Source organism: Arthrobacter sp. BF1, from assembly GCF_056680215.1.
The window spans coordinates 327723-349203 of record NZ_CM155271.1 but is presented as its reverse complement, the minus strand read 5'-3'; the positions used below and the strand labels follow the sequence as shown (position 1 = coordinate 349203).

The window sequence follows — 21481 nt, the reverse complement described above, 5'->3', positions numbered from 1 at the left end:
GGCGTGGCCGCGCAGGACTATTTCTCCACCGGTTCAGTGACGGCCGCCGAGGGTGTCATGGTTTCGGCGTTCACCATCCAGGCCAACTGCTCCAACCGCTCGATGGCCGCGTGGAGCAGGTCCGCGCTGGTGGGGTCTTCATCGTCCACCTCATCGTGGACATTCCGCATGGTCTTGACGGTCCGTTCCAGCCTGGCCGTCACCAGCTTGACGGCGTCCTTTGTGGAGATCAGTCCGCCCGGCAACTGGTCCAGGCGGGTGTCCGCAGCAATCGTCTTGCTTCGGCCGTCAGGAAGGGCGTGCAATGCCCGCATCCGTTCCGCCGTCTGGTCAGCGAAGAGGCGGGCACTGGCGATGATCTCGTCGAGTTGCAGGTGGAGGTCGCGGAAGTTGGTGCCCACAATGTTCCAGTGGGCCTGCTTGCCCTGCACATGGAGCTCCACCAGGTCCGTCAGGACCATCTGAAGGTTGCTGGCGAGGGTGGGTGACGCTTTCATCGAATCCTCCAAGGCGGGTGTCCGTTCCGGACCGGACTTCGGCCGGCGAGTAATTCTAAGCATACTTAGGAATAGCTTGTCAGCGGACTCTTGCCAGGGCGAACCCATCCCAGCCCTTGGACCCAACGGTTTGGAGCACGGTGGCATCGAGCTGCGGGTGTTTTCCCAGCAGCTCCAGTGCGCTGATGATCCCCGGGGCGTTGACGTCGTCGATGGATGGATCCAGGACGGCGCCCTCCCACACCGCGTTATCGAGCACAACAACGGTGCCGGGCCGGCCCAAGCGAACAGCCCACTCGAGGTAGTCGGCGTTGTGTTCCTTGTCCGCATCGATGAATACAAAGTCAAAGGGCTCCTGGCCCTCGGACTGAAGTGCCGCCAACGTATCGAGCGCTGCGCCCACCCGGATCTGAACCTTGTGGCCCAGTCCGGCGGCCTCCACGTTTGCCCTGGCAATGTCCGCATGTTTGGTGAGGTATTCGCACGTCACCAGCCTGCCGTCGTCGGGAAGTCCCTGGGCCATCCACATGCTGCTGAAGCCGGCCAGCGTCCCGATCTCCAGCACCCGCCGGGCGCCGGAAATCTGCACCAGGAGCTTGAGGAACTTGCCCGCATTGGGGGTCACCTCGATAGGCGGCATCCCGGCATCGACGGCGGAGCTTACAGCCCGCTGCAATGCGTCGTCCGGATGCACCACCGTTCCGGTGAGGAAATCCTCCACCGCCACCCAGCCCGGCTGGGTCTTATGCTCAAACATGGCCACAGTCTGGCATGCAGCCACGCACGGGTCTAGGAACCGTCTGAAAGAGCCTTATCGAGGCGCTCCACCTTGGCCTTGAGCTCGCCCGTGTAGCCAGGGCGGATATCGGCTTTGATGACCAGCGAGACTCGGCTGCCGAACTGCCCCACGGCTTCAGTGGCGCGCTTGACAACATCGAACACCTCGTCCCAGTCACCCTCGATGGTGGTGAACATCGAGTCGGTCTGATGCGGCAGGCCCGATTCCCTGACGACCTTCACAGCGGCCGCGACGGCGTCGTGGACTGATGCGTCGTGGGGGCGGGCTCCGCCGACGGGCGTACCGGACGGGGCAACAGAAAATGCAAGCAACATAGGACAAGTCTGTCATGCGGCCGGATGCTTGAATCGGCCGGAAGGCCGGGTGAACGTCACATAACCGGCTACCCTCCGGTAACCATGTTCGTGGCCTGTCGCGTTGCTAACCTGATCGAATGAGCATTGCTGTCGTCCGCAAGCCACTACGCGCAGACGCTGCCCGGAACGTGGACAAGATCATCCTGGCCGCGCGCCAGTGCTTCCGCGAGCACGGCCCGGACGTCCCCCTCCAGACCATCGCCGCCACGGCCGGGGTGGGGCCCGCCACGCTGTTCAGGAACTTCGCCGATAAGGAGGAGCTGGTCCTGGCCGCCCTCAACCGGCAGCTCCGGGAGACCGTGGACCCCGTCATTGCGGAGGCCGTAGCAGGCATGGATGCAGCGGCTGGGCTGCTCCGCGTCATCGAGGCGATCATGGCCGCGGCGAGTGCAGATGCGAACCTGCTGGGTGCCGTGGCAGGGCGCCGCGAACTCCTCACGGGGATCACGGGATCCTTGATGGAATCCATCGGCGTCCTCCTGGTCCGCGGCCAGGGACAAGGCACCCTCCGCTCGGACATTTCCCTGACGGACATGTTCCGTTTGCTCGCCATGCTGATCGGCGTAGTTGACACCATGGAACCCGGTTCGGATGCCTGGCGCCGCCCGGTGGCGCTCATCGAGGACGCCATCCGCACTGAAGGGACCCGGCGCCCCCTGCCTGCCTTCGTCCCCCTGCCCGCTTCGCAGCTCCAGGGTCCGCAGTTCAGCTGACAAGTTCAGCCGACCTGCAACCGGCATGGGCGCATGCTTCGGCACGCTGCCCTTATTTGTATCCGGCTGTCGGCATTGTGGGTCCCGAGCCGTTGGCCTAGACTCTAGATGGGTTACGCAGCCAGCCTCTGATCCACCAGAGGAGACAAAATGCACCACGTTCTTGGCACCCAACCGGTCAGCGCGATATGAACCGCGCGAAGCTTTCCCAGGTCATCAACGATCCCCGCGGCCCCGAAGAAGTCCTGCCCGCGCTGCCCGCGGAAGAGCTCGCGAATCTGCTGGACGCCTTGTACCAGAACCTCGACACCCCGGCGCCGGACCTCGGTGCACAGGTGTGGTATGAGCTGGCCGTCGAAGAAAGCGCCCGCCGCACGGCATCCCCGGAGGATGAGCAGTCCGCCTAAACGGCTTTGACTTGGTCTGCGACTGATCCGGACCCCAACTGACTCGGACCCGGCGGGCCCGCCGTTTGAAGCGAGCGCTGCGAATCACGTTCAGCCGGCGTGGCCCTCCGGGTCTTTTTTGCGGTTTACCCGCTTTGGGCCCTACCCCTCCATGGCAAGGTCGGGAAGCACCCTACCGGCCTCATAATCCTCGTCCGTCTCGTGGTCCTCCTCCGCCTTAGGCACCTCGCGGGGGTGGTGATGAGGGACGTGTTCCTTTGCCTCCCGCAGATGCTGCTGCAACTTCTCCTCTGCATCACGGCGACGCCGGGAAGTATCCCGCAACTCCCTGGTGGCCTCGGAGGCGCTCTTGTCATAGACGGGCCGGGACTTCGGTTCTGAAGCACGGTGATCAGCCCCGCCTTCGGCGTCCGGCCCCTGGTGCTCTGCCTGTTCGTTCATTTAAACTGGCTCCTCTCCGTCCGTGACTGCCAAGTCACAGCTAAACCTCGTCGGGGCATCAGTCGTTCGACGATGCTTCCCGATTGTTGAGCTCGGCCCGGACCGCAGCATGCAGGGCGGCCATGCCGGGCTCCTGAGTGACATCCAAGGCCAGTCTTATGCGTTCAGAGAGGATGTCAAGGTCCTCGGGCGGCAAGTCGGCGATGGAAGTGAACCGGGTGAAGAAGCGCTTGACCGGCAGGCCTGCGCGCCATCCGGCGGCCGTGGGGTGGCGGGGCTTGCCGGGTCTGGTGCGGGCTACGTGCAGGTTTATTTCCATGGTGGGCGCTCTCACGAGAAATCCATGGCCAACTGCATAGCCAGAATCATGCTACAGCGCTTGTGCCGCGCACCACTAGGTTTTGCGCTCAGTTCCACCCAATTAACCGGAGGAGGGCAGCGGTGGCAGCGCCCACGATTACCACAAGCAGGAACGGTGCCCGGAACGCTAGTGCAACGGCGGCAGCGGCGAGGGCCCCCAACCGTGCGTCGGCAGCCAGCGCCTGTCCGGAGGCCACTGTATTGACGATAGTCAGGGACGCAAGCAGGCCGATGGTCATGGTCCCGGCCACGCGGGACATCCGCGGGTCCTCCAGGAGCTTCGCGGGGACCAGGTAGCCCATCACCTTCCACGCATAGGCGAGGACGCACGCCAACAGCAGCCAGAACCAGAGATTCATGAGTCCGCCTCCCGGGTGGCGCCGTGGCCGTGATGCTCCTGGTAGGGATCCACATCCGGTTCGAGGCCTTCATCGCTGCGGCCGTGGCTGAACCAGCCGATCACCGCGGCCACCAGTGCCGCGATCAAGATGGGCACGCCGGCGGGAACGAACGGCACCGCGAGGACCGTGGCCAACGCGCACGCCACTGCGATCGCGGCCGGTTCCACCCCCTTGAGCCGCGGCCACAACAGGGCGAGGAAGGCGGCAACCGCCGCACCGTCAAGACCCCATTGCTTCGGGTCCCCCAGGCCGCTTCCAGCGAGGGCCCCGACGGCAGTAAAGAGGTTCCAGAGCACGTAGATGCCAATGCCTGCTGTCCAGAACCCGCGCCTCTGCTCAGCAGGATCGGTCTGGCCTGTGCTGGTGGCGGTCGACTCGTCAATGGTGACCTGCGCGGCAACATACCGCCGCCATCCCCTGGGTTGCAGGAGGGCATTCAGTTGCATTCCGTAGATACCGTTTCGCATACCCAGGAGCGTGGCTGCACTCATCGCCGCTATGCCGGACCCGCCGCCGGCCACCACGCCGATGAACGCGAACTGGGAACCGCCACTGAAGAGCAGGAGGCTCAGCGCCATGGTCTGCCAGAAATCGAGGCCGGACGTGACGGACAGGGCGCCGAAGGAAATACCGTAGAGGCCGGTGGCGATGCTGATGGACATGCCCACCCGGACCGCAGGGGAGGCGAGAAGCTTCACTGCGGCGGCCGGGCCGGGACGTTCCGCAGGCTCCAGGCCCACAGGATGAGCGGGAGCTGAAGGGGAAGCCTGACAGTATGTGCCGTGCGCTGCGCCGGCGAGCCCGTGGGGCCATAGGCGCGGCGGAGCGCGTCCACGTGGCCGGCCAGGAACACGGTGAACATTGCAGTCACAGCGGTGGCCGCCACCCGCCGGGTGCCCGGTATCAGGAGTACGACGGCGGCACCCGCCTCGAGCAGGCCGCTCACCGCGATCCATTCCTCCCGGGTCATCACCGCCAAAGGCCCTCCGCCGCCGTCGTCCCTTGTGTTCACCCGGGCAGCGCTGACCGCTCCCGCCTCCGGCGCCTCGCGGTTAGTGTCCGGAGCGTCGCGGCAGAGATAATCCGGGACCATCTGGGCGAAGAAGCGCGGCTCGCGGAAGTGCTTCATCGCGCTGGTCAGCAGCAGGGCACTCATGGCTGCTGCAGAGAGAGTTTGAACGGCCCGGCCGGACCAGCGTAATGGCATGGTTCCACTCAATCACAGCGGAACCTCCGCGACTAAAACAGGGTCGGCGGCGGAAGGGCAGCCCAGGCGTCAGGAGGGCATCGGAGCCTGCTGGCCGCTCGGCTGGAGCTGCGCCAGCACCCTGGCCGGTTTGTTGGTGGTGATCTCGTGAATGCCCAACCCTTGGCAGAGGGCAACATCGCGTTCGGTGTCCACGGTCCAGACGCGGAAGCGGCGGCCGGATTCCAGCCAGCGCTGGACGGTCCGGGCGTGTTCGCGGATGTACATGATCCCGGGCCCCGCGAGCCCGACCTCGCAGTCGTCCAGGATCCTCTCGCCTTCCAGCTGGGCCGCCTTCATCACGTTGGCGACGGCGGTGCCCGCCAGCGTCCCCAGGCTCAGTTCGTCCCGGATTTCGTCGACGTCGATGTCATCCACGAGTTGGCAGATGTGCGCGGCCGGTACCTTCTTCAACAAGTGCTTCACCGAGTCCGGGCTGAAGCTCATAAACGAGACACTGATGTTGTCCACGGCGGAGGTCGAGGGGTTCCACCCTTCACCCTGGAGCACCTCGAGCACGCGGTCCTCCAATTTCAGCTGATACGGGCTGGGGTGCTTTAGTTCGATGGCCAGTCCCATGGGCCGGCCGGCGACGCGGAGGATGTCCAGGAGTTCCGGCAGGGTCAGGAACTGCTCTGAGCGGGCACCGTATTTTTCCGGGATCCGGACGCCCTTCCACGACGAAAAGTCCAGTTGCCGCAGCTCTGCCAGCGTGCGGTCCGCCACGGGGCCGGTCCCATCCGATGTTCGGTCCAGATTGGCGTCATGCAGCAGGACGGCGTGCTGGTCGCGGGTGAGGTGGACGTCGCACTCCACGCCGTCGGCGCCGTCGGCAACGGCCTGGAGGTAGGCGGCGCGGGTGTGTTCGGCAAATGCGGCACTGGCGCCCCGGTGGGCATAAACCAGCGGGCGGTCCGGAACAGACTCGTCAAATGTCATGAGGACACGCTAGCGGACGGGACCCGGACGCACGGGACTAGGCTGGGCACATGCAGGTGAACTCTGAGCCAATTACGCGGCAGTCCCCACCCCAGCCCCCGGGCAAGGATCCGCTGGGGGCGAAGAACAGGGCCGCCGTCGTCGGTCAGCAACTGAGCCCCGGCGACGCCGAAAAGGCGGCAGCGCTGCGGAAGATGAAACTGGTGGCGCTGGGTCTCCTCATTGCCATGGCCATCATTTTTGTCTTCGCGTTCGCGCTGCAGAAGGAGTATCCGTGGCTGCAGTATGTCCGCGCCGCGGCGGAGGGCGGCATGGTGGGTGCGCTGGCCGACTGGTTCGCCGTCACCGCGCTGTTCAAGTACCCCATGGGCATCAAGATCCCGCACACCGCCATTATCCCGCGCCGCAAGGACCAGATCGGGGCGTCGCTGGGCGAGTTTGTGGAAACCAACTTCCTGTCCGAGCAGGTGGTCCAGGAGAAGCTCGCGTCGGTGGACGTGGCGCGGAAGGCCGGTGCGTGGCTGTCCGGTCCCGGCGGCGCCGAGCGCGTGGCCAAGGAGGGTGCCGCCGTCATCCGCGGCGCGTTCAAGGTATTGAACGACGACGACGTCCAGGCCGTGATCGAGTCAATGGTCCGCAAGCACCTGCTCACTCCGCCGTGGGGGCCTCCCGTGGGACGCCTGGCTGCGCGGATCTTCGCCGACGGCCATCACCACACCCTGGTGGACCTGCTGGTGGACCGGACCGTGGACTGGGTCCGGGACAACCATGAAACCGTCAGCCGGCTGGTCTCGGACCGGTCCCCGCAGTGGGTCCCGCAGTTCGTGGACGGGCTCGTGGGAGACAAGGTCTATCTGGAAATCCTCAAGTTCACCAAGGCTGTCCAGTCCGATCCGCAGCATCAGGTCCGGCAGTCAATCGACACCTACCTCACGTCCCTCGCGCAGGACCTGCAGCACGATCCCGTGATGATCGCCCGCGCCGAAGGTATCAAGGCGCAGGTGCTCGGCGACCCCGAGGTCCGGGAGTTGGCGTCCCGGACGTGGGGCACCATCAAGGCTGCGCTGCTCAGCGCCGTCGACGATCCGCACAGCGAACTGACCGTCAAGTTCAAGGCCGCGGTGCACGATTTCGGCACGCGCCTGGTGGTTGACCCCGAACTGGCCGGCAAGGTCAACGCCTGGATCGGCGACGCCGCCGGCTACCTGGTGCGGACGTACCGCTCGGACATCGCCGGCGTCATCACCGACACCGTGGCGCGGTGGGATGCGGAGGAAACCTCGCAGAAGATCGAACTCCAGGTGGGCAAGGACCTGCAGTTCATCCGGATCAACGGCACGGTGGTGGGTTCCCTTGCCGGGCTGGCCATCTTCAGCGCGGCGCACCTGATCTTCGGCTGACCTAGGCGAAGGACTCCAGTTCGACGCCGGCCGCTTCGAGCCCGGCCCGGACCGCGGTGGCCATCTCCACTGCTCCGGGGGTGTCGCCGTGGATGCACAGGGAATCAGGCCTGACCTGGACCACGGTTCCGTCCACGGCCACCACCTCCCCCTTTGTTGCCAGACGAACGGCGCGCTCCACGATTGAGTTGATGTCGTGCAGGACGGCACCTTCGTGCGACCGCGGCACGAGTGTGCCGTCACCCTGGTAGGCGCGGTCCACAAAGGCCTCCACAAAAACGGGGTGCCCGGCCTCCTTGGCCTGGATCAGGAGCTGCGAGCCCGGCAGCCCGAGAATAGGAAGGCCGGGATCGTAGGCCTGGATGGCGGCAACCACCGCGGAAGCCTGGTCCTCGTCGTGCACCAGGCGGTTGTAGAGGGCGCCGTGCGGCTTGACGTAATCCACAGAGGCACCCACCGCGTGTGCAACGCCGTCGAGCGCGCCCAGCTGGTACAGCACGTCACCGAACAGCTCATCGAAGGACATGTCCAGGGACCGGCGGCCGAAGCCGGCAAGGTCCCGGTATCCCACGTGCGCGCCCACGGTCACATCGAGCTCGAAGGCGGCGCGGCAGCTGTCGAGCATGGTGACGGGATCCCCTGCGTGGAAGCCGCAGGCCACGTTGGCGCTGGTCACCAGGGGGAACATTGCGGCGTCATCGCCCATGGTCCACGAGCCGAACGATTCGCCGAGGTCAGCGTTGAGATCCAAGGTTTTTGCCCTCCAGGGTGTTGTTGCCCGTGCTGTTGTTCTCCGCGGCTGCGGAGGTGGCTTTGAGCTCTCCCGGAATCGTATCCGGCATTGGGCCGAAAGCTTCCTTGGCGTTCGACGCCACCGCCCGGCCCATCATGAGGTTGCCGGCACCGCCCACCACCGCGCCGATGCCGAACGGAAGTGCCCGGCCTAGCAGCGCTGACCCCTGGCGCTTGAGCAGGTTCTTGAGGAAGGCCTTCTGGATCTTGCTCCGAATGGCGCCGAAACCCGTGGGCATGGACTTGGACAGTGCGTTTCCCCATGCCTTGGTTGCGCTGGTTCCCTTCCCCATGGCCTGCCCGCTGAGCGTTCCGAGCAGGGCAGTCCCTTCTTCGCCCAGCATGATGGCCATCACCATGGTGCTGGCCTTTTCGGGGTTGGTCAGCCGGATTCCGTGAAGTTCCGCCAGCGAGGTGGCGTAGAGCGCGGTGGCCTCGAGGAAGCCAACGGTGGCAGCGGCCGAAAGCCCCAGCGAGGCCACCGTTCCGACGCCGGGCACAACAGCCGTTGCCCCGACGAGGGCGCCGCCGCCGGTCACAGCCCGCAGGTAGTCCCGCTCCAGGATTTCCGCGAGCCTGGCTGCGCTGGCGCGGGGGTGTTTGCGCTGCAGCCGCCGGACGTAGGCGAGCACAAGCGGCCGTTGAATTTCAACCGCCCTCAGGAGCATGTTGTGGACGCCGGGTTTCGGCCTGCCTTCGGCGTCGAACACCGCGTTGTGGGCGGTTTCCTGCGCGATTCGTACTGCGGGATTGCTGCGCTTGGCCATGGTCACCTCTGCTTCTCTAGTACGTCTGTCCGCCGGCGGTCTTAGCTGCGGCACTGCCTTAACACTAAGGGTGCTTCACGCTATGTACCGTTCCTGCCGGGAGTTAGGCGCTGAAGCGTTACTGCCGGACTCCTCAGCCGAGCGCGTGGATGACGGGAATGCTCGCCGTCGGCGGTCCGCTGGGGAAGACCGTGGGCTCGGGGCACTCAAAAGGTTCCAAGGCCACGCGGACCGGTTCCGGACCAACGCGGAGAACCTGGCCGCGTACATCCACGTCCAGTTGCCCGCCGCTTTGGACGGTGAGGGTGAGCGCGCCGCCGTCGAGCTCCACCAGCAGCAGGCGCCCGCGGACTTTCAGGTGGAAGGTCAGCGCGTCCCATTCAGCCGGAAGGCGCGGATCGAAGAAAGGCATGTGGCCCTGGTCCCGGAGCCCGGCGAAGCCGCACACCAACGAACTCCACACCCCTCCGGTGGACGCAATGTGCACGCCGTCGATGGTGTTGCCGTGGGTGTCATCCAGGTCGATGAAAGCCGCGTTGGTGAAGTGCTCCAAAGCCGCTTCCGGATGCCCCACTTCGGCGGCCATGATCCCCTGGACGCAGGCTGAGAGGGTGGAATCGCCGGTGGTGATGGGGTCGTAGAAATCGAAGGCGCGGCGCTTTTCCTCGGCCGTGAAGTCCTGCCACTGGAGGAACATTGCCAGCACGGTGTCTGCCTGTTTCAGCACCTGGTGCCGGTAAATCACCAACGGGTGGAAGTGGAGCAGCAGCGGGTACTTCGACCGGGGTGTGGTCCAGTCCCAGGGCTCCAGAGTCATGAAGTCGTTATCCTGCGAGTAGACCTGCAGGTCTTCATCGAACGGCAGTTGCATGCGGTTGGCAGCCTGCACCCACAGTTGACGCTCGGCCTCTTCGATGGCCGGGTGTTCCACGGCGGCGGCGGCGCCCAGGTTAAAGCGGGCCATGACGTTGGTGTACAGGTTGTCGTTGACAACCGCCGTGTACTCGTCCGGGCCCGTGACACCGTGAATATGGAAGAGCCCGTCCTTGCCGAAGAAGCCCAGCGAGACCCACATGCGGGCCGTTTCGATCAGCAGTTCGGCACCCATGCCTTCGCGGAACGCCTCGTCGCCGCTGGCCCACATGTAGCGGCTCGTGGCAAAAGCGATGGCGGCGGCGATGTGGAATTGCGCCGTGCCGGCGGCGTAGTAGGCGCTGGCTTCGAGTCCGTTAATGGTGCGCCACGGGAACAGGGCGCCGTCCACGCTGAGCTCCTTGGCCCGGATTTTGGCGACCGGAAGCATCTGGTGCCGGAATTCCAGAACCTGACGGGCGGCGTCGGGGTTGGTGTAGGTGAGGTAGGGCAGGAGGTAGACCTCCTGGTCCCAGAAGTAATGCCCTTCGTAGCCCGAGCCGGTCACGCCCTTCGCCGGGATGCCCGCGACGTCGGCCCGTGCCGTTGCCTGTGCCAGCTGGAACAGGTTCCAGCGGATGGCCTGCTGGAGCTGGGGCTGGCCGCCCACCACAATGTCGGACGTGGCCCAGTACTCGCGGTAGTGCTCCCGGCTCTCGTCGAAGATGTCCTCCACAGGTCGGAGCCCGGCTTCGGCGGTTTCCGCGGCATCCCGCTCGGAGTCCTGGACGCCCGGGCCTGCGGCGTAGCTGACGCTCTTCTCGAGCCGGAACGGCTCGTCGGCCCGGACCGCCAGGACGTAACGGACGCTGCTGTCATCTTCGCCGGCCAGCGTTTCAAAGCACTGTTGGCCGGTAGAGGTCCAGTGGTCCACGGCCATCCCCACACGTTGCCCTGATTCCGCTGCCTGCCAGGACAGGCGGAGGGAGCCGTCGCCGCCGTCAATCCGGACCGGGAGCAGGACCCGGCCCGCGTGCCGGCCGGACCGGCGCGGGTCATGCGCCGAGTGGTCCTCCACAGGCTGGTCCTGGCGGTTGATGACGGACGACGTGACGTCGGCGGAAACTTCGCGGTCCGAGGCGACCTCCAGCGAAATGCCCAGGCTGCCGCGCGAGGCGAAGCCCACGGCACGCCGCTCGGTGGTGGTCACGGTGGCACCGGAGCGGCAGCGCCAGGTGACGCGGCACTCGTAGATGCCGGTGGCGAAGTCAACTGCCCGGCGGTAGTCCAGCACGTCCGATTCCGCGAGCGACAGGGTTTCGCCGTCGATGATCACGGTGAAGTTGTTCGCATCCGGGATGTAGATGATCCGCTGCCCGGTCCGGGCAAACCCGAACGCGTTCTCCGCATGCTTGATGTCCCAGATCTCATGCAGGCCGTTGATGAAGCTGCCCGGGAGTTCGGCATCGGCTGCCGCCCAGTGGGCACCGCGGATACCCAGGTGCCCGTTGCCCAGGGCAAAGAGCGTTTCCAGGGTGCCGGCATTGCCTGGCTGGTGGCGTGTTTCCACGAGCTGCCAGGGAGTGTCGGGGAACCGTTCACGGTCAGCGGTGATGAGAGCCATGCTGTTGCGATCCTTTTGGCGTGGTGCTGGTCTGGTGGTGCGCGTCCGGGTGCTTGCCCGGCCGGCGAGGCTGGTTAGAGGAGTTCCTGGAGATCGTTGACCACGCGGGTGGCCCCGGCGTCGAGCAGGGTCTCCCGGCCGGCGCCCCTGTCCACGCCGATCACGGAGTGGAAGCTGCCCGCGTGCCCGGCCTGGACGCCGGAGACCGCGTCCTCAACCACCACGCATTCTTCGCTGGGCAGGCCGAGCAGCTGCGCTGCGTAGGTGTACGTGGCCGGGCTCGGCTTACCGGGCAGGCCCTCGGCCGCGGCCACCACCCCGTCAACCACTATTTCGAAATGCCCGTTCAGGCCGGCGGCCTTCAGGACGGCAGGGGCGTTCCGGGATGAGGAGACGACGGCGACCTTCAGTCCGCGGGCCACGGCGGCCTCCAGGAAACGCACCGAACCCGCAAAAGGCTCGACGCCGGCGCTGACAATGTCATTGAATACCTGGTTCTTGCGGTTGCCGAGTCCCTGCACGGTGGCCTGGGCGGACTCCTCAGTTGAGGAGTTTTCTTCGCCTTCCGGGAGCACAATGCCTCGGGACGCCAGGAAGTCCCGGACGCCGTCGAACCGGGGCTTGCCATCGATGTGGTCGAAGTAGTCTTCCGCGCGGTAGCCAGGCACGCCGGGCCGGGACGCCAGGTAACCCTCGAAAAGTTCCTTCCACGCCTGTTCGTGGACGGTGGCCGTGGGCGTGAGTACGCCGTCGAGGTCGAACAGGATCGCAGAAGCGCTGGTCCACCCGGGGGTTTCGGTTTTTAGAACGTCAGTCATGCGCAATGTCCTTTCAGACGGCGGGCAGCCATGGGGCGTAACTCAGAAGGGCGGAAATCTACAAGCAGGTCAACACTGGGCGGGACTCCGCAAGTGAGCGGCGGTGCGCAAAGGCGGAGGGGGGAATCGCGGGCCACGGTGTCCGCTGGATCGAGCAGGAGCGGCTAAGGGCCATGGCATAAATCATGGCGGGCCGGTGGGCTGCTGCTAATCGTCTTCTTCCATGATGAGTGCCATGGTGCGGCCTGACAAGCTGGCCGCACGGGCAGCCCGGCATAAGACTTGCCCGCCACCGCGGAAAACTGAAGCTCAGCTGAGCACGTAGTGGCGCAGGAACGCGCTGACATCCACCATTTCGGTCTTGCTCATCGCATGGCCCATGCCGGGATACGTCCGTGCGGTCAGCTGGGTGTTCTTGTCCAGCCACTCGGCCGTGTACTCCGTGGCTTCCTCGTTGATCACCAGGTCCGCCCTGTCCCGGCCCCAGAAGAAGGGCGGCGGGGTCTCAAAGGAATCGGTCAGTGCAAGCAGTTCGTTGTCCAGCACAAACCCGGAAAGCCCAACTGTCGCCTTGTAGCTTTCGGGGTGCAGGCGCAGGAGGGTACTGGCCATGGCCATGCCCTGCGAGTAGCCCATCAGACTCACGCTGCTGTGGCGGCCCTTGACCGAGCCGATCCAGGTGTGGACGGCGTTCGTGGCGCTGATGACGTCGGCGAAATCGTTGGCCAGGAAATAGTCCAGCAGGAACCACCCATAATGGTCCCCGATCACCATGGGAGCCCGGAGTGCCGCACACGTGAACTCGGACGGCAGGTATTCGAACAGCCGCACCATCCGGGACTCATCCGTGCCGTAGCCGTGCATCAGGACGAGCAGCGGCGTGCCGTCCCGCTCAGCTTCAGGCTTGGACCAAACAACTGTCTCCATCGGACCAGCCTAGCGATCCAACCGAGCCATTCGACGCAGCGAACAACTCCAGGCGGCCCGCTGAACAGGCATGACACCACCACCGCGCCGCAGCGGCACAGTGCGTAGGTCATTGAATCGGGTAGGGCCGGGCTGTAGCGTGAGCGTGAGAGCACAGCATGCTTATCAGTTCGGCACCACATGTACTCGAACAACTAGGAGCAAGTCATGAGAATCGGTTCCGCCATCTTCCTTATTGCCCTCGGCGCCATCCTGGCCTGGGCCGTAGCTCCAGGCCTGATCCCCTTCGTAGACCAGGTTCTGATCGGGTACATCCTGATGGCCGTGGGTGTCATCGGGTTGATCGCCTCGCTCATCCTGGCCTCGCCGGGGCGTAGCCGCCGCGTCAGCGAAACCCGCTCGGTGGTTGACCCCAACACCGGCGAGCGCATCACGCGCAATGAAAGCCGCGACGGCGGACTGTAACTCCCGGACAAAACCCCTCTGGACTTCCATATCCAGCCACCCCCCGGACAGCAATGACCGGCCTGGAGCCCCGCGAGCCGGGCCCGACCCCGCAAGGGTCAGGCCCGGCTCTCGCGCTTTCCGCCTTTCTGTGTTTTTCTTGGCTTTCGTTGACAAACCAACAGAGACGAAGATAAAGTCAAGTAATTCAACATCACGTGATGCCAGTCACAGGAATTTCAGCACTTTACGCAACGGAGGGTACGTGTTCGCCGAGGAGCGCCAGCAGAAGATTGCCGAGCTTGTTACCGGCACCGGCAGGGTCAGCGTGACCATGCTGGCCGAGCGCTTCCGCATCACCACCGAAACCATCCGCCGCGACCTCGCCACCCTCGAAACAGCCGGTACCGTCCGCCGCGTCCATGGCGGCGCCGTGGCCGCGGACCGTTTCAGTACCTCCGAGGAAAGCATCAATGAACGGACCATCCAGCGGCCGGACCAGAAGCTGCGAATCGCGCAGGCAGCTCTGGCCCTGATCCCGCAGGGGAAGTCGGGAAGCATCCTGCTCGACGCCGGCTCCACCACCGAGGCGCTGGCCGACCTGCTCTCCCGGCGCCCCGCCGTCGTTCATTCCGGCGCAGCGGCTGCGGGCACGGCAACCAGCGCTGCTTCCGGCACGCCGCACGCCAACACGTCAGCGCCCGAACTCGTCGTCATTACCCACGCTGTCCCCATCGCCGCCAGGCTGGCCAGCGCACCCGGAATCGCACTGCAACTGCTGGGCGGCCGGGTGCGCGGCCTCACCCAGGCAGCCGTGGGGCAGGCCACCGTGGAATCCGCGCAGCGGCTGCGCCCGGACATCGCGTTCATCGGCACCAACGGCATCCACGCAAGCTTTGGCCTCAGCACCCCCGATCCTGAAGAAGCCGCCGTCAAGGCAGCCTTCGTACACTCGGCGCGCCGCATTGTGGTGCTGGCCGACTCCTCCAAGCTGGACGCGGAAACCCTGGTCCAGTTCGCCTCCCTGAAAGATCTGGACACTTTGATTACAGACAGCGAGCCCGGCCCGGAACTCACAGCCGCCCTGACCGACGCCGGCGTTGACGTGGTGATCGCATGATTGTCACCTTCACAGCCAACCCGAGCCTGGACCGCACGGTGGCCCTTCCCGGCCCGTTGGAACGCGGCGAAGTCCAGCGCGCGGTTTCGGTCAGCCAGGAATCCGGCGGCAAAGGCGTTAACGTGTCCCGGGCGCTGTGCGCCTCGGGCGTTGAGACAGTGGCTGTTCTTCCGGGGGCGGACAGCGATCCCGTCCTTGCGGGGCTTCGCCACGACAAGGTGCCGTTCGCTGCCCTCGCTATCGACGAGCCGCTGCGCACCAACGTTGCGCTCACCGAACCGGGCGGCGTGACCACCAAAATCAACGAACCGGGCCCGGTGCTGAGCGCAGAGGAACAGGAAGCCTTGATCAGCCTGCTCCTGGAACAAGCCCGCGGTGCCAGCTGGGTGGTCCTGGCAGGCTCCTTGCCGCCTGGGTTCCCGGCCGATTTCTATGCCACGGTGAGCCACCGATTGCGTTCCGCTGCCGACGGCGGCGGCCCGCTGATCGCCGTCGACTCCTCCGGCGCTCCGCTCGCCGCAGCCGTCGCTGATGCGTCGGCAGGCACGGTGTCCGGGAAACCGGACCTCTTAAAACCCAACGCCGAGGAACTGGCGGAACTGGCTGCAGCAGCCGGCTACGCCACGGCGTTAACCGCAGAGGAACTCGAAGCGGATCCGGAGGCCGCCGCAGCGGCCGCCGCCGCCGTCGTGCGTTCCGGTGTGGGTGCTGTACTGGCAACTCTCGGATCCAAGGGAGCTGTCCTGGTAACGGCCGACGGCGCGTGGCTCGCCACGCATCCGCCGGTCGCCGCGGTCAGTACGGTCGGTGCGGGCGATTCATCGCTGGCTGGCTATCTGCTCGCCCACGGTCTGGGCGCCGCCCCGGCCGATTGCCTCCGTCAGGCGGTGGCCCACGGTGCCGCCGCCGCCTCCCTGCCGGGTTCCACTGTCCCGGCAGTCCACCAAACCACCCCGGATGCCGTAACCATCACGGCCCTTCGAAAGGATTGACAGTGACTCAGCTCATCACCACCGAACTGGTCGAGCTCGACCAGAACCTGGGCACCTCGCCCGAGGATGTGATCCGGCACTTGGCCAGCAAAGTTGCTGCCACCGGCCGTGCCTCAGAAGTTGAAGGCCTCTTCGCCGACGCCTTCGCCCGTGAGCAGAAGACCGCCACAGGTATCCCCGGCGGCATCGCCATCCCGCACTGCCGGTCCGCAGCTGTAGTGGAGCCAACCCTTGCCATGGCCCGCCTCAACCCCAAGGTGGACTTCGGCGCCAAGGACGGCCCCGCCGACCTGGTCTTCTTCATCGCCGCCCCGGACGGTGCTGACCAGGAACACCTCAAGCTCCTTTCCAAGCTGGCCCGGTCGCTGATCAAAAAGGACTTCACGGCAGCGTTGCGTGCAGCGGCCACCCGTGAGGACATCGTGGATCTCGTGGACGGCGCGCTGGCCGACAAGCCGGCCGCCCACGCTGCCGCGGCACCCGCTGATGCTGTACCTGCGGCTGCGGGTGCTGCTTCCGGCGCCTCCGCCGCAGGTGCTACTGCCGTTTCAACAGGCTCAACCACCGGCGCCGCAGCAGGTCCGAGGCGCCTGGTAGCCGTTACGGCGTGCCCCACCGGCATTGCCCACACTTACATGGCTGCTGACTCGCTGGTTGCCGCCGCCGAGGAAATGGGCGTAGACCTGCAGGTGGAGACCCAGGGTTCCTCGGGCGCCAAGCCGCTGGACCCCGCTATCATTGCCGCCGCCGAAGCCGTGATCTTCGCGGTGGACGTGGATGTCCGCGGCAAGGAACGGTTCGCCGGCAAGCCCGTCATCAACGCGCCCGTCAAGCGCGGCATCGACGAGCCGGCCAAGATGGTCCAGGAAGCACTCGCCGCGGCCACCGATCCGCATGCCCGGCGCGTACCGCACTTCGGGGCGGAGGAACAAGCCGAGCAGGCTGCAGCTGAAAAGGGCGAGCACATCGGCCAGAAGCTGAAGCGGGCACTCCTCACCGGCGTCAGCTACATGATCCCGTTTGTGGCTGGCGGTGGCCTTCTGATTGCTTTGGGCTTCCTGCTGGCTGGTTTCGATATCGCCCTGGGGACGAAAGCCAACGATATCCTCGCAGCCAATACGCTCTTCAATCTCCCTGACGGGAACCTGGCCCTGTATCTCGGCGCGGTGCTGTTCAAGATCGGTGGCCTGTCGATGGGCTTCCTGGTCCCGGCGCTGGCAGGCTACATTGCCTACGCGATCGCCGACCGGCCCGGTATCGCACCGGGCTTCGTGGCCGGTGCGGTTTCCGGCTTCATGGGTGCCGGCTTCCTCGGCGGCATCGTCGGCGGCCTGCTGGCCGGCTACATCGCACACGTCATCGGCACCTGGCAGGTCCCGCGCTGGCTGCGCGGCCTGATGCCCGTGGTGATCATCCCGCTGCTGGCCTCCATCGTTGCCTCCGGCCTGATGTTCCTGGTCCTTGGCGGTCCGATCGCCGCCCTTACAACTGGCCTTAACACCTGGCTCTCGGGCATGACCGGCGCGTCCGCCGTCGTCCTGGGAATCATCCTGGGGCTCATGATGTGCTTCGACCTCGGTGGTCCAGTTAACAAGGTTGCCTACGCCTTCGCCGTAGCAGGACTCGGCGCAGGCAGTGCCGCCAACCAGGCCCCGTGGCAGATCATGGCCACCGTCATGGCCGCCGGTATGGTCCCGCCGCTTGCAATGGCCCTGGCCACCACGCTGGACAAGAAGCTCTTCAGCCTGGCTGAGCGCGAAAACGGCAAGGCGGCGTGGCTGCTGGGCGCATCGTTCATCTCCGAAGGCGCCATCCCGTTCGCCGCAGCCGACCCGCTGCGCGTCATCCCCGCCAGCATGGTGGGCGGCGCCCTCACGGGGGCCCTCTGCATGGCAACCGGCGTCACCTCGCAGGCACCCCACGGCGGCATCTTCGTGTTCTTCGCCATCGGCAACCTGGCGATGTTCGTTGTCTCGATCGTGGCCGGCACCGTGGTCAGCGCCTTGGCGGTCATCGCCCTCAAGCGCTGGGCGGTCCGTCAGCCGGAGCCCGCTGCTACCGTGGAATCAGTTCCCGCAACGGTCTGACCAGCCCTACCAAACCAAACCATGCACGGCGTTTCAACCGCAAAACGCCGAAAGATAAAGGAGCAACAATGTCAGAACGCACCGCAACCGTCGCCAGCCGCGTAGGCCTGCACGCCCGCCCCGCCGCCATCTTTGCCGAAGCCGCCGGCGAGTTCGACCTGGACATCACCATCGCCCGGGAAGGCGAGCCCATTGACGAGGCGATGGACGCCGCCAGCATCCTGTCCCTCATGAGCCTGGGCGCATCGCACGGCGACGTTGTGGTGCTGCGCGCGGAAGGTACCGGGGCGGACGATGCCCTGGAGCGTCTGGTCCAGATCCTGGAAACGGATCACGACGCCGAGTAGCGGCACCCGGTTCGATAACAGCGCGTGCCAGCGGCCGCCGTCGTACTTCTCTCCTGCGTGGGGAGACTACGACGGCGGCCGCTGGCTTTAAGCGCCCCCCGCCCAAGTAAGTAGCTCTAACTGTCGTTTTGGACGCTCAAAACGACAGTTAGAGCTACTTAGTTGGGGTCAGGCGCGCTCGGCGATCTTTTTGACGTCCGCCACGAGCATGTCCCACATGCCCCGCGAGTGCTCGGCCGCGTCTTCGCTGGCGTTATTGTCCTGCGAGAGGGTGAGCTTGGTTGCGCCGTCCTGGTCTTCGAGGGTCCACGTGAGGGTGTGGTAGTTCTCAGGTTTGTCCTCTTCGCCGCCCAGCGGGCTGAAATGCGTGTGGACCAACTTTTTGCCGGGTTCCACTTCGAGGATGGTCCCCTTGTCCTCGTATGGCTTGCCCTCCCACTCGCCACGCCAAAGAATGGGCCCGCCCACGGCCCAGTCGGTCACAAGGTCGGCCCCGAACATGAACTCCTTCACGGCGGCGGGGTCGGTGATGACGTCCCAGACCCGTCCGGCCGGCGCGTCAATGGTGGTGGCGGATGTTGCCACGTGGTAGCCCGTCATGCCCGCGCCTTCTTCGCGGTGAAGATCAGGTATTCCCATTCCATCTGCCACGCCGCATCGCCGTGAGCGTCACCGAACGAGTCGGCAAGCTCAGTGAGGGCTGTGTCCAAGGCTTTGACCTTCTCCTGGTCCTCACCGAGGAATTTGTAGACCGAAATGGTGGGACCGTAGTGCGACTTGAAATAGCGCAGGAAGTCCGCCGGCTGGTGGAAGCTGTGGATGGCCAGCATGCGCTTTTCCGTTTGGACGTCGGTGATCCTGTCGCCAAAGAGCTCACGAACATGGTCTTCGCTGCCCCACAGCGGGGGCGGCTGGGCCCCGGGCGGAGGCGGCGGTGCGAACGGCTTCATGGCGGCGAACATCTTTCCGATGAACCCCTCGGGCGTCCAGCTGAGCAGGCCGATGGTTCCGCCGGGTTTGCACACGCGCACGATTTGGGCTGCCCCGGCTTGGTGGTGCGGGGCAAACATCACGCCCAGGCAGGACGTCACCACATCAAATCGGTCGTCCTCAAAGGGCAGGGCTTCGGCGTCTGCTTCCACCCATTCCAGCTCAACGCCACGATCGGCTGCCTGGTGCCGCCCGGCGTCGAACATCTCCGGGGTGAGATCGCTGGCGATCACCTCGGCACCCATCATGGCTGCCGGGATGGCCGCGTTCCCCGCCCCTGCGGCCACGTCCAGTACACGCTGCTTGGGCCTGATCTTGCAGACATCCACAAGGATGGCCCCGAGGTCCTGGACCAGTTCGCTGGCCAGCGCGGGGTAGTCCCCCGATGCCCACATGGCCCGGTGCTTTTGTTTCAGCGCCCGGTCCGCCTCGTCTACGTCCGTTTTGTCATTCATTTCGGCGTCCCTCTCCATCTTCGTTGACAGGTTTGGAGTGACAGCACGCTGTTGGCACACGGCTGTGATGCGCCCATTGTGGCGGCAGTAAATCGTGAATGCAAGGAGACTTATCGTTTCCTTGTTTTTCCACAGCCCCGGAATTAGCGTGGAAGCCTGACCAGCAAAGACAGCGGTAACGGCTTCAAAGGCCTGCGGGCCCAGCGACCTGTGACTGTGCCCGGTGGCTGTGCCTGCCGCAATTCCGCACCCCTTGAGGAGGATGACATGCCAGCCAAGAAGAACCCCAGCCTGAAAGATCCCGAGCTCTACGAGGAACTGCGCGAAGACGGCGCGTCCAAGCAGAAGGCGGCACGCATCTCCAACGCGGCTGCGCAGAAAGGCCGCTCCGCAGTTGGCCGCAAGGGCGGCAAATCGGGCGACTACGAGGACTGGACAGTCCCGCAGCTCAAGGCCAAGGCCAAGGAAATTGGCCTCACCGGGTACTCGGCAAAAAAGAAGAGCGAACTCATCTCCGCGCTGCGGAACTCCTAGGGGGCGGCCATCACCGAAACGGCAGAACGCCCGCGAACCGAGCCCTCACCGCGCGCCCGCCCAGGAACCGTCTCAGGCACCCTTTCGCGCCCGCGTCGCCGTCGCCTTCGCCGCAGGCTTCGCGGCCGTGGATTTCGCCGTCGCGGACTTGGCTGTTGCCGATTTGGCGGCGGTAGTGGACTTGGCGGCGGTGGACTTGGCCGTAGTCGACTTGGCGGCGGTGGTCCTGGTACCGGCGGTCTTAGCTGCAGGTTTGGCGGGAGCCTTCCCCCGCGAGCCTTTGGCACTAACTTCAGTGCCGCCGTCGTCCGCCTCATCGCTTTCGGCCTCATCGTCAACGGACGCAGCCGCGGAACCACCGCCGCGCTTCCGGTCCAGGCTGCGCTTCAGCGCCTCCATCAGGTCGATGACCTCGCCCTTACCGCCTTCACCGGCTTCCGCGCCGAACGTTTCATCGGTATTGAGGGAATCGCCCTTCTCCAGCTTGGCGTCGATGAGCTTCCGGAGTTGCACCTGGTAGTCATCGGTGAAGTGCTCCGGCTCGAAGTCAGCGGCCATGGACTCCACCAGGGCCGCGGACATCTCGCGTTCCTGGGCGGAGATCCGGACGGACTCTTCCAAGGCGGGAAATTTAGCCTCGCGGACTTCGTCGGGCCACAGCAGGGACTGCAGGACCAGCACATCGTCCTTCATCCGCAGCGCCCCCAAGCGGGTCTTCTCGCGCAGGGCGAACTGGACGATGGCCACCCGGTCCGTGTCCTCCAGCGCGCGGCGCAACAGAACGTAGGCCTTGGGCGACTTGGAATCCGGCTCCAGGTAGTAGCTCTTCTCGAACATCATCGGTTCCAGCTGCTCGGACGGCACGAACTGGACCACCTCGATCTCGTGGCTGTTCTCCGCCGGGATGGATTTGAGCTCCTCCTTGGACAGGACCACGGTGCGGCCGTCGTCCTCATACGCCTTCTCAATGTCCGAGTAGTCGATGACCTTGCTGCAGACCTCGCACCGGCGCTGGTAGCGGATCCGGCCACCGTCGGCGTTGTGGACCTGGTGGAGGCTGATGTCGTGGTCCTCGGTGGCGCTGTAGACCTTCACGGGTACGTTGACCAGGCCGAACGCGATGGCACCTTTCCAGATGGCTCTCATCCCTCAAGTGAACATCACCGCAGGCCG

The 21481-nt window shown here is 65.5% G+C and carries 26 protein-coding genes; 9 read left to right on the top strand and 17 right to left on the bottom strand.

What is annotated here, in order from left to right; genetic code table 11:
- Positions 1 to 17: 17 nt before the first annotated feature.
- The 3 genes from AC1MCD_RS01690 to AC1MCD_RS01680 all read right to left on the bottom strand — a co-directional run bounded on the left by AC1MCD_RS01690 (position 18) and on the right by AC1MCD_RS01680 (position 1610).
- Positions 18 to 497 carry a Dps family protein gene (locus AC1MCD_RS01690; protein WP_498675292.1) on the bottom strand — a complete coding sequence of 160 codons (480 nt, stop codon included), beginning with the start codon at positions 495 to 497 and terminating at the stop codon, positions 18 to 20.
- Between the two features lie 79 nt (positions 498 to 576).
- On the bottom strand, positions 577 to 1254 hold the full coding sequence (locus AC1MCD_RS01685; protein ID WP_498675289.1) for an O-methyltransferase: 678 nt from the start codon (positions 1252 to 1254) through the stop codon (positions 577 to 579).
- Between the two features lie 32 nt (positions 1255 to 1286).
- On the bottom strand, positions 1287 to 1610 hold the full coding sequence (locus AC1MCD_RS01680) for a thiamine-binding protein (protein WP_498675288.1): 324 nt from the start codon (positions 1608 to 1610) through the stop codon (positions 1287 to 1289).
- Between the two features lie 119 nt (positions 1611 to 1729).
- On the opposite strand from AC1MCD_RS01680, the gene AC1MCD_RS01675 reads away from it, so the two are divergent.
- Positions 1730 to 2365: a TetR/AcrR family transcriptional regulator gene (locus AC1MCD_RS01675; protein ID WP_498675286.1), complete on the top strand. Its 636-nt coding sequence runs from the start codon at positions 1730 to 1732 to the stop codon at positions 2363 to 2365.
- Between the two features lie 188 nt (positions 2366 to 2553).
- Positions 2554 to 2772 carry a hypothetical protein gene (locus tag AC1MCD_RS01670; RefSeq protein ID WP_498675284.1) on the top strand — a complete coding sequence of 73 codons (219 nt, stop codon included), beginning with the start codon at positions 2554 to 2556 and terminating at the stop codon, positions 2770 to 2772.
- A gap of 141 nt (positions 2773 to 2913) precedes the next feature.
- Here the strand turns inward: AC1MCD_RS01670 and AC1MCD_RS01665 are convergent, their stop codons facing one another.
- The 6 genes from AC1MCD_RS01665 to AC1MCD_RS01640 form a co-directional block, all read right to left on the bottom strand.
- Positions 2914 to 3213, bottom strand: a complete 300-nt coding sequence (locus AC1MCD_RS01665) for a hypothetical protein (protein WP_498675281.1) — start codon at positions 3211 to 3213, stop codon at positions 2914 to 2916.
- Positions 3214 to 3271: 58 nt separating this feature from the next.
- Complete coding sequence (locus AC1MCD_RS01660) at positions 3272 to 3547, bottom strand: hypothetical protein (protein WP_498675279.1); 276 nt, start codon at positions 3545 to 3547, stop codon at positions 3272 to 3274.
- A gap of 73 nt (positions 3548 to 3620) precedes the next feature.
- A complete protein-coding gene (locus AC1MCD_RS01655) occupies positions 3621 to 3932 on the bottom strand; it encodes an AzlD domain-containing protein (RefSeq protein WP_498675278.1) in 312 nt (103 codons plus the stop codon).
- The gene (locus AC1MCD_RS01650) at positions 3929 to 4672 is read right to left on the bottom strand and encodes an AzlC family ABC transporter permease (protein WP_498678471.1); all 744 of its coding nucleotides are present in this window, start codon (positions 4670 to 4672) and stop codon (positions 3929 to 3931) included. The genes AC1MCD_RS01655 and AC1MCD_RS01650 overlap by 4 nt, the downstream gene beginning before the upstream one ends.
- On the bottom strand, positions 4669 to 5181 hold the full coding sequence (locus AC1MCD_RS01645) for a DoxX family protein (RefSeq protein WP_498675277.1): 513 nt from the start codon (positions 5179 to 5181) through the stop codon (positions 4669 to 4671). The genes AC1MCD_RS01650 and AC1MCD_RS01645 overlap by 4 nt, the downstream gene beginning before the upstream one ends.
- Before the next feature lie 69 nt (positions 5182 to 5250).
- A complete protein-coding gene (locus AC1MCD_RS01640) occupies positions 5251 to 6159 on the bottom strand; it encodes a glycerophosphodiester phosphodiesterase (protein ID WP_498675275.1) in 909 nt (302 codons plus the stop codon).
- A gap of 50 nt (positions 6160 to 6209) precedes the next feature.
- On the opposite strand from AC1MCD_RS01640, the gene AC1MCD_RS01635 reads away from it, so the two are divergent.
- Positions 6210 to 7559 (top strand): DUF445 domain-containing protein, encoded by a 1350-nt coding sequence (locus AC1MCD_RS01635; RefSeq protein WP_498675274.1) that lies wholly within the window; start codon positions 6210 to 6212, stop codon positions 7557 to 7559.
- 1 nt (position 7560) lies between these two features.
- Here the strand turns inward: AC1MCD_RS01635 and AC1MCD_RS01630 are convergent, their stop codons facing one another.
- From AC1MCD_RS01630 to AC1MCD_RS01610, 5 genes are all read right to left on the bottom strand, one after another.
- Entirely contained in the window at positions 7561 to 8310 is a 750-nt protein-coding gene (locus AC1MCD_RS01630) for a LamB/YcsF family protein (RefSeq protein WP_498675272.1), read from the bottom strand.
- On the bottom strand, positions 8294 to 9118 hold the full coding sequence (locus AC1MCD_RS01625; protein WP_498675270.1) for a hypothetical protein: 825 nt from the start codon (positions 9116 to 9118) through the stop codon (positions 8294 to 8296). Before AC1MCD_RS01625 ends, AC1MCD_RS01630 begins: the two co-directional genes overlap by 17 nt.
- 133 nt (positions 9119 to 9251) lie before the next feature.
- Positions 9252 to 11594, bottom strand: a complete 2343-nt coding sequence (locus AC1MCD_RS01620; RefSeq protein ID WP_498675269.1) for a glycoside hydrolase family 65 protein — start codon at positions 11592 to 11594, stop codon at positions 9252 to 9254.
- A gap of 74 nt (positions 11595 to 11668) precedes the next feature.
- Positions 11669 to 12412, bottom strand: coding sequence for an HAD family hydrolase (locus AC1MCD_RS01615; protein ID WP_498675267.1), 744 nt, complete (start codon positions 12410 to 12412; stop codon positions 11669 to 11671).
- A gap of 309 nt (positions 12413 to 12721) precedes the next feature.
- Positions 12722 to 13339 (bottom strand): alpha/beta hydrolase, encoded by a 618-nt coding sequence (locus tag AC1MCD_RS01610; RefSeq protein WP_498675265.1) that lies wholly within the window; start codon positions 13337 to 13339, stop codon positions 12722 to 12724.
- A 207-nt stretch (positions 13340 to 13546) separates the two neighbouring features.
- On the opposite strand from AC1MCD_RS01610, the gene AC1MCD_RS01605 reads away from it, so the two are divergent.
- From AC1MCD_RS01605 to AC1MCD_RS01585, 5 genes are all read left to right on the top strand, one after another.
- Positions 13547 to 13804, top strand: a complete 258-nt coding sequence (locus AC1MCD_RS01605; RefSeq protein ID WP_275213941.1) for a DUF6458 family protein — start codon at positions 13547 to 13549, stop codon at positions 13802 to 13804.
- Positions 13805 to 14048: 244 nt separating this feature from the next.
- On the top strand, positions 14049 to 14903 hold the full coding sequence (locus tag AC1MCD_RS01600) for a DeoR/GlpR family DNA-binding transcription regulator (protein ID WP_498675262.1): 855 nt from the start codon (positions 14049 to 14051) through the stop codon (positions 14901 to 14903).
- Positions 14900 to 15895, top strand: a complete 996-nt coding sequence (locus AC1MCD_RS01595) for a 1-phosphofructokinase family hexose kinase (RefSeq protein ID WP_498675261.1) — start codon at positions 14900 to 14902, stop codon at positions 15893 to 15895. Before AC1MCD_RS01600 ends, AC1MCD_RS01595 begins: the two co-directional genes overlap by 4 nt.
- Positions 15896 to 15897: 2 nt before the next feature.
- Positions 15898 to 17982, top strand: a complete 2085-nt coding sequence (locus AC1MCD_RS01590) for a PTS fructose transporter subunit IIABC (protein WP_498675257.1) — start codon at positions 15898 to 15900, stop codon at positions 17980 to 17982.
- Between the two features lie 68 nt (positions 17983 to 18050).
- Positions 18051 to 18329 (top strand): HPr family phosphocarrier protein, encoded by a 279-nt coding sequence (locus AC1MCD_RS01585; RefSeq protein WP_498675256.1) that lies wholly within the window; start codon positions 18051 to 18053, stop codon positions 18327 to 18329.
- A gap of 168 nt (positions 18330 to 18497) precedes the next feature.
- On the opposite strand, the gene AC1MCD_RS01580 is transcribed toward AC1MCD_RS01585, so the two are convergent.
- Positions 18498 to 18929, bottom strand: coding sequence for an SRPBCC domain-containing protein (locus AC1MCD_RS01580; RefSeq protein ID WP_498675254.1), 432 nt, complete (start codon positions 18927 to 18929; stop codon positions 18498 to 18500).
- The gene (locus AC1MCD_RS01575) at positions 18926 to 19774 is read right to left on the bottom strand and encodes a class I SAM-dependent methyltransferase (protein WP_498675252.1); all 849 of its coding nucleotides are present in this window, start codon (positions 19772 to 19774) and stop codon (positions 18926 to 18928) included. Before AC1MCD_RS01575 ends, AC1MCD_RS01580 begins: the two co-directional genes overlap by 4 nt.
- Positions 19775 to 20041: 267 nt before the next feature.
- Between AC1MCD_RS01575 and AC1MCD_RS01570 the strand changes: the two genes are divergently transcribed.
- Positions 20042 to 20308, top strand: coding sequence for a DUF7218 family protein (locus tag AC1MCD_RS01570; protein ID WP_498675250.1), 267 nt, complete (start codon positions 20042 to 20044; stop codon positions 20306 to 20308).
- 72 nt (positions 20309 to 20380) lie between these two features.
- On the opposite strand, the gene ku is transcribed toward AC1MCD_RS01570, so the two are convergent.
- Positions 20381 to 21454, bottom strand: a complete 1074-nt coding sequence (ku, locus tag AC1MCD_RS01565) for a non-homologous end joining protein Ku (protein ID WP_498675247.1) — start codon at positions 21452 to 21454, stop codon at positions 20381 to 20383.
- Positions 21455 to 21481: the final 27 nt, after the last annotated feature.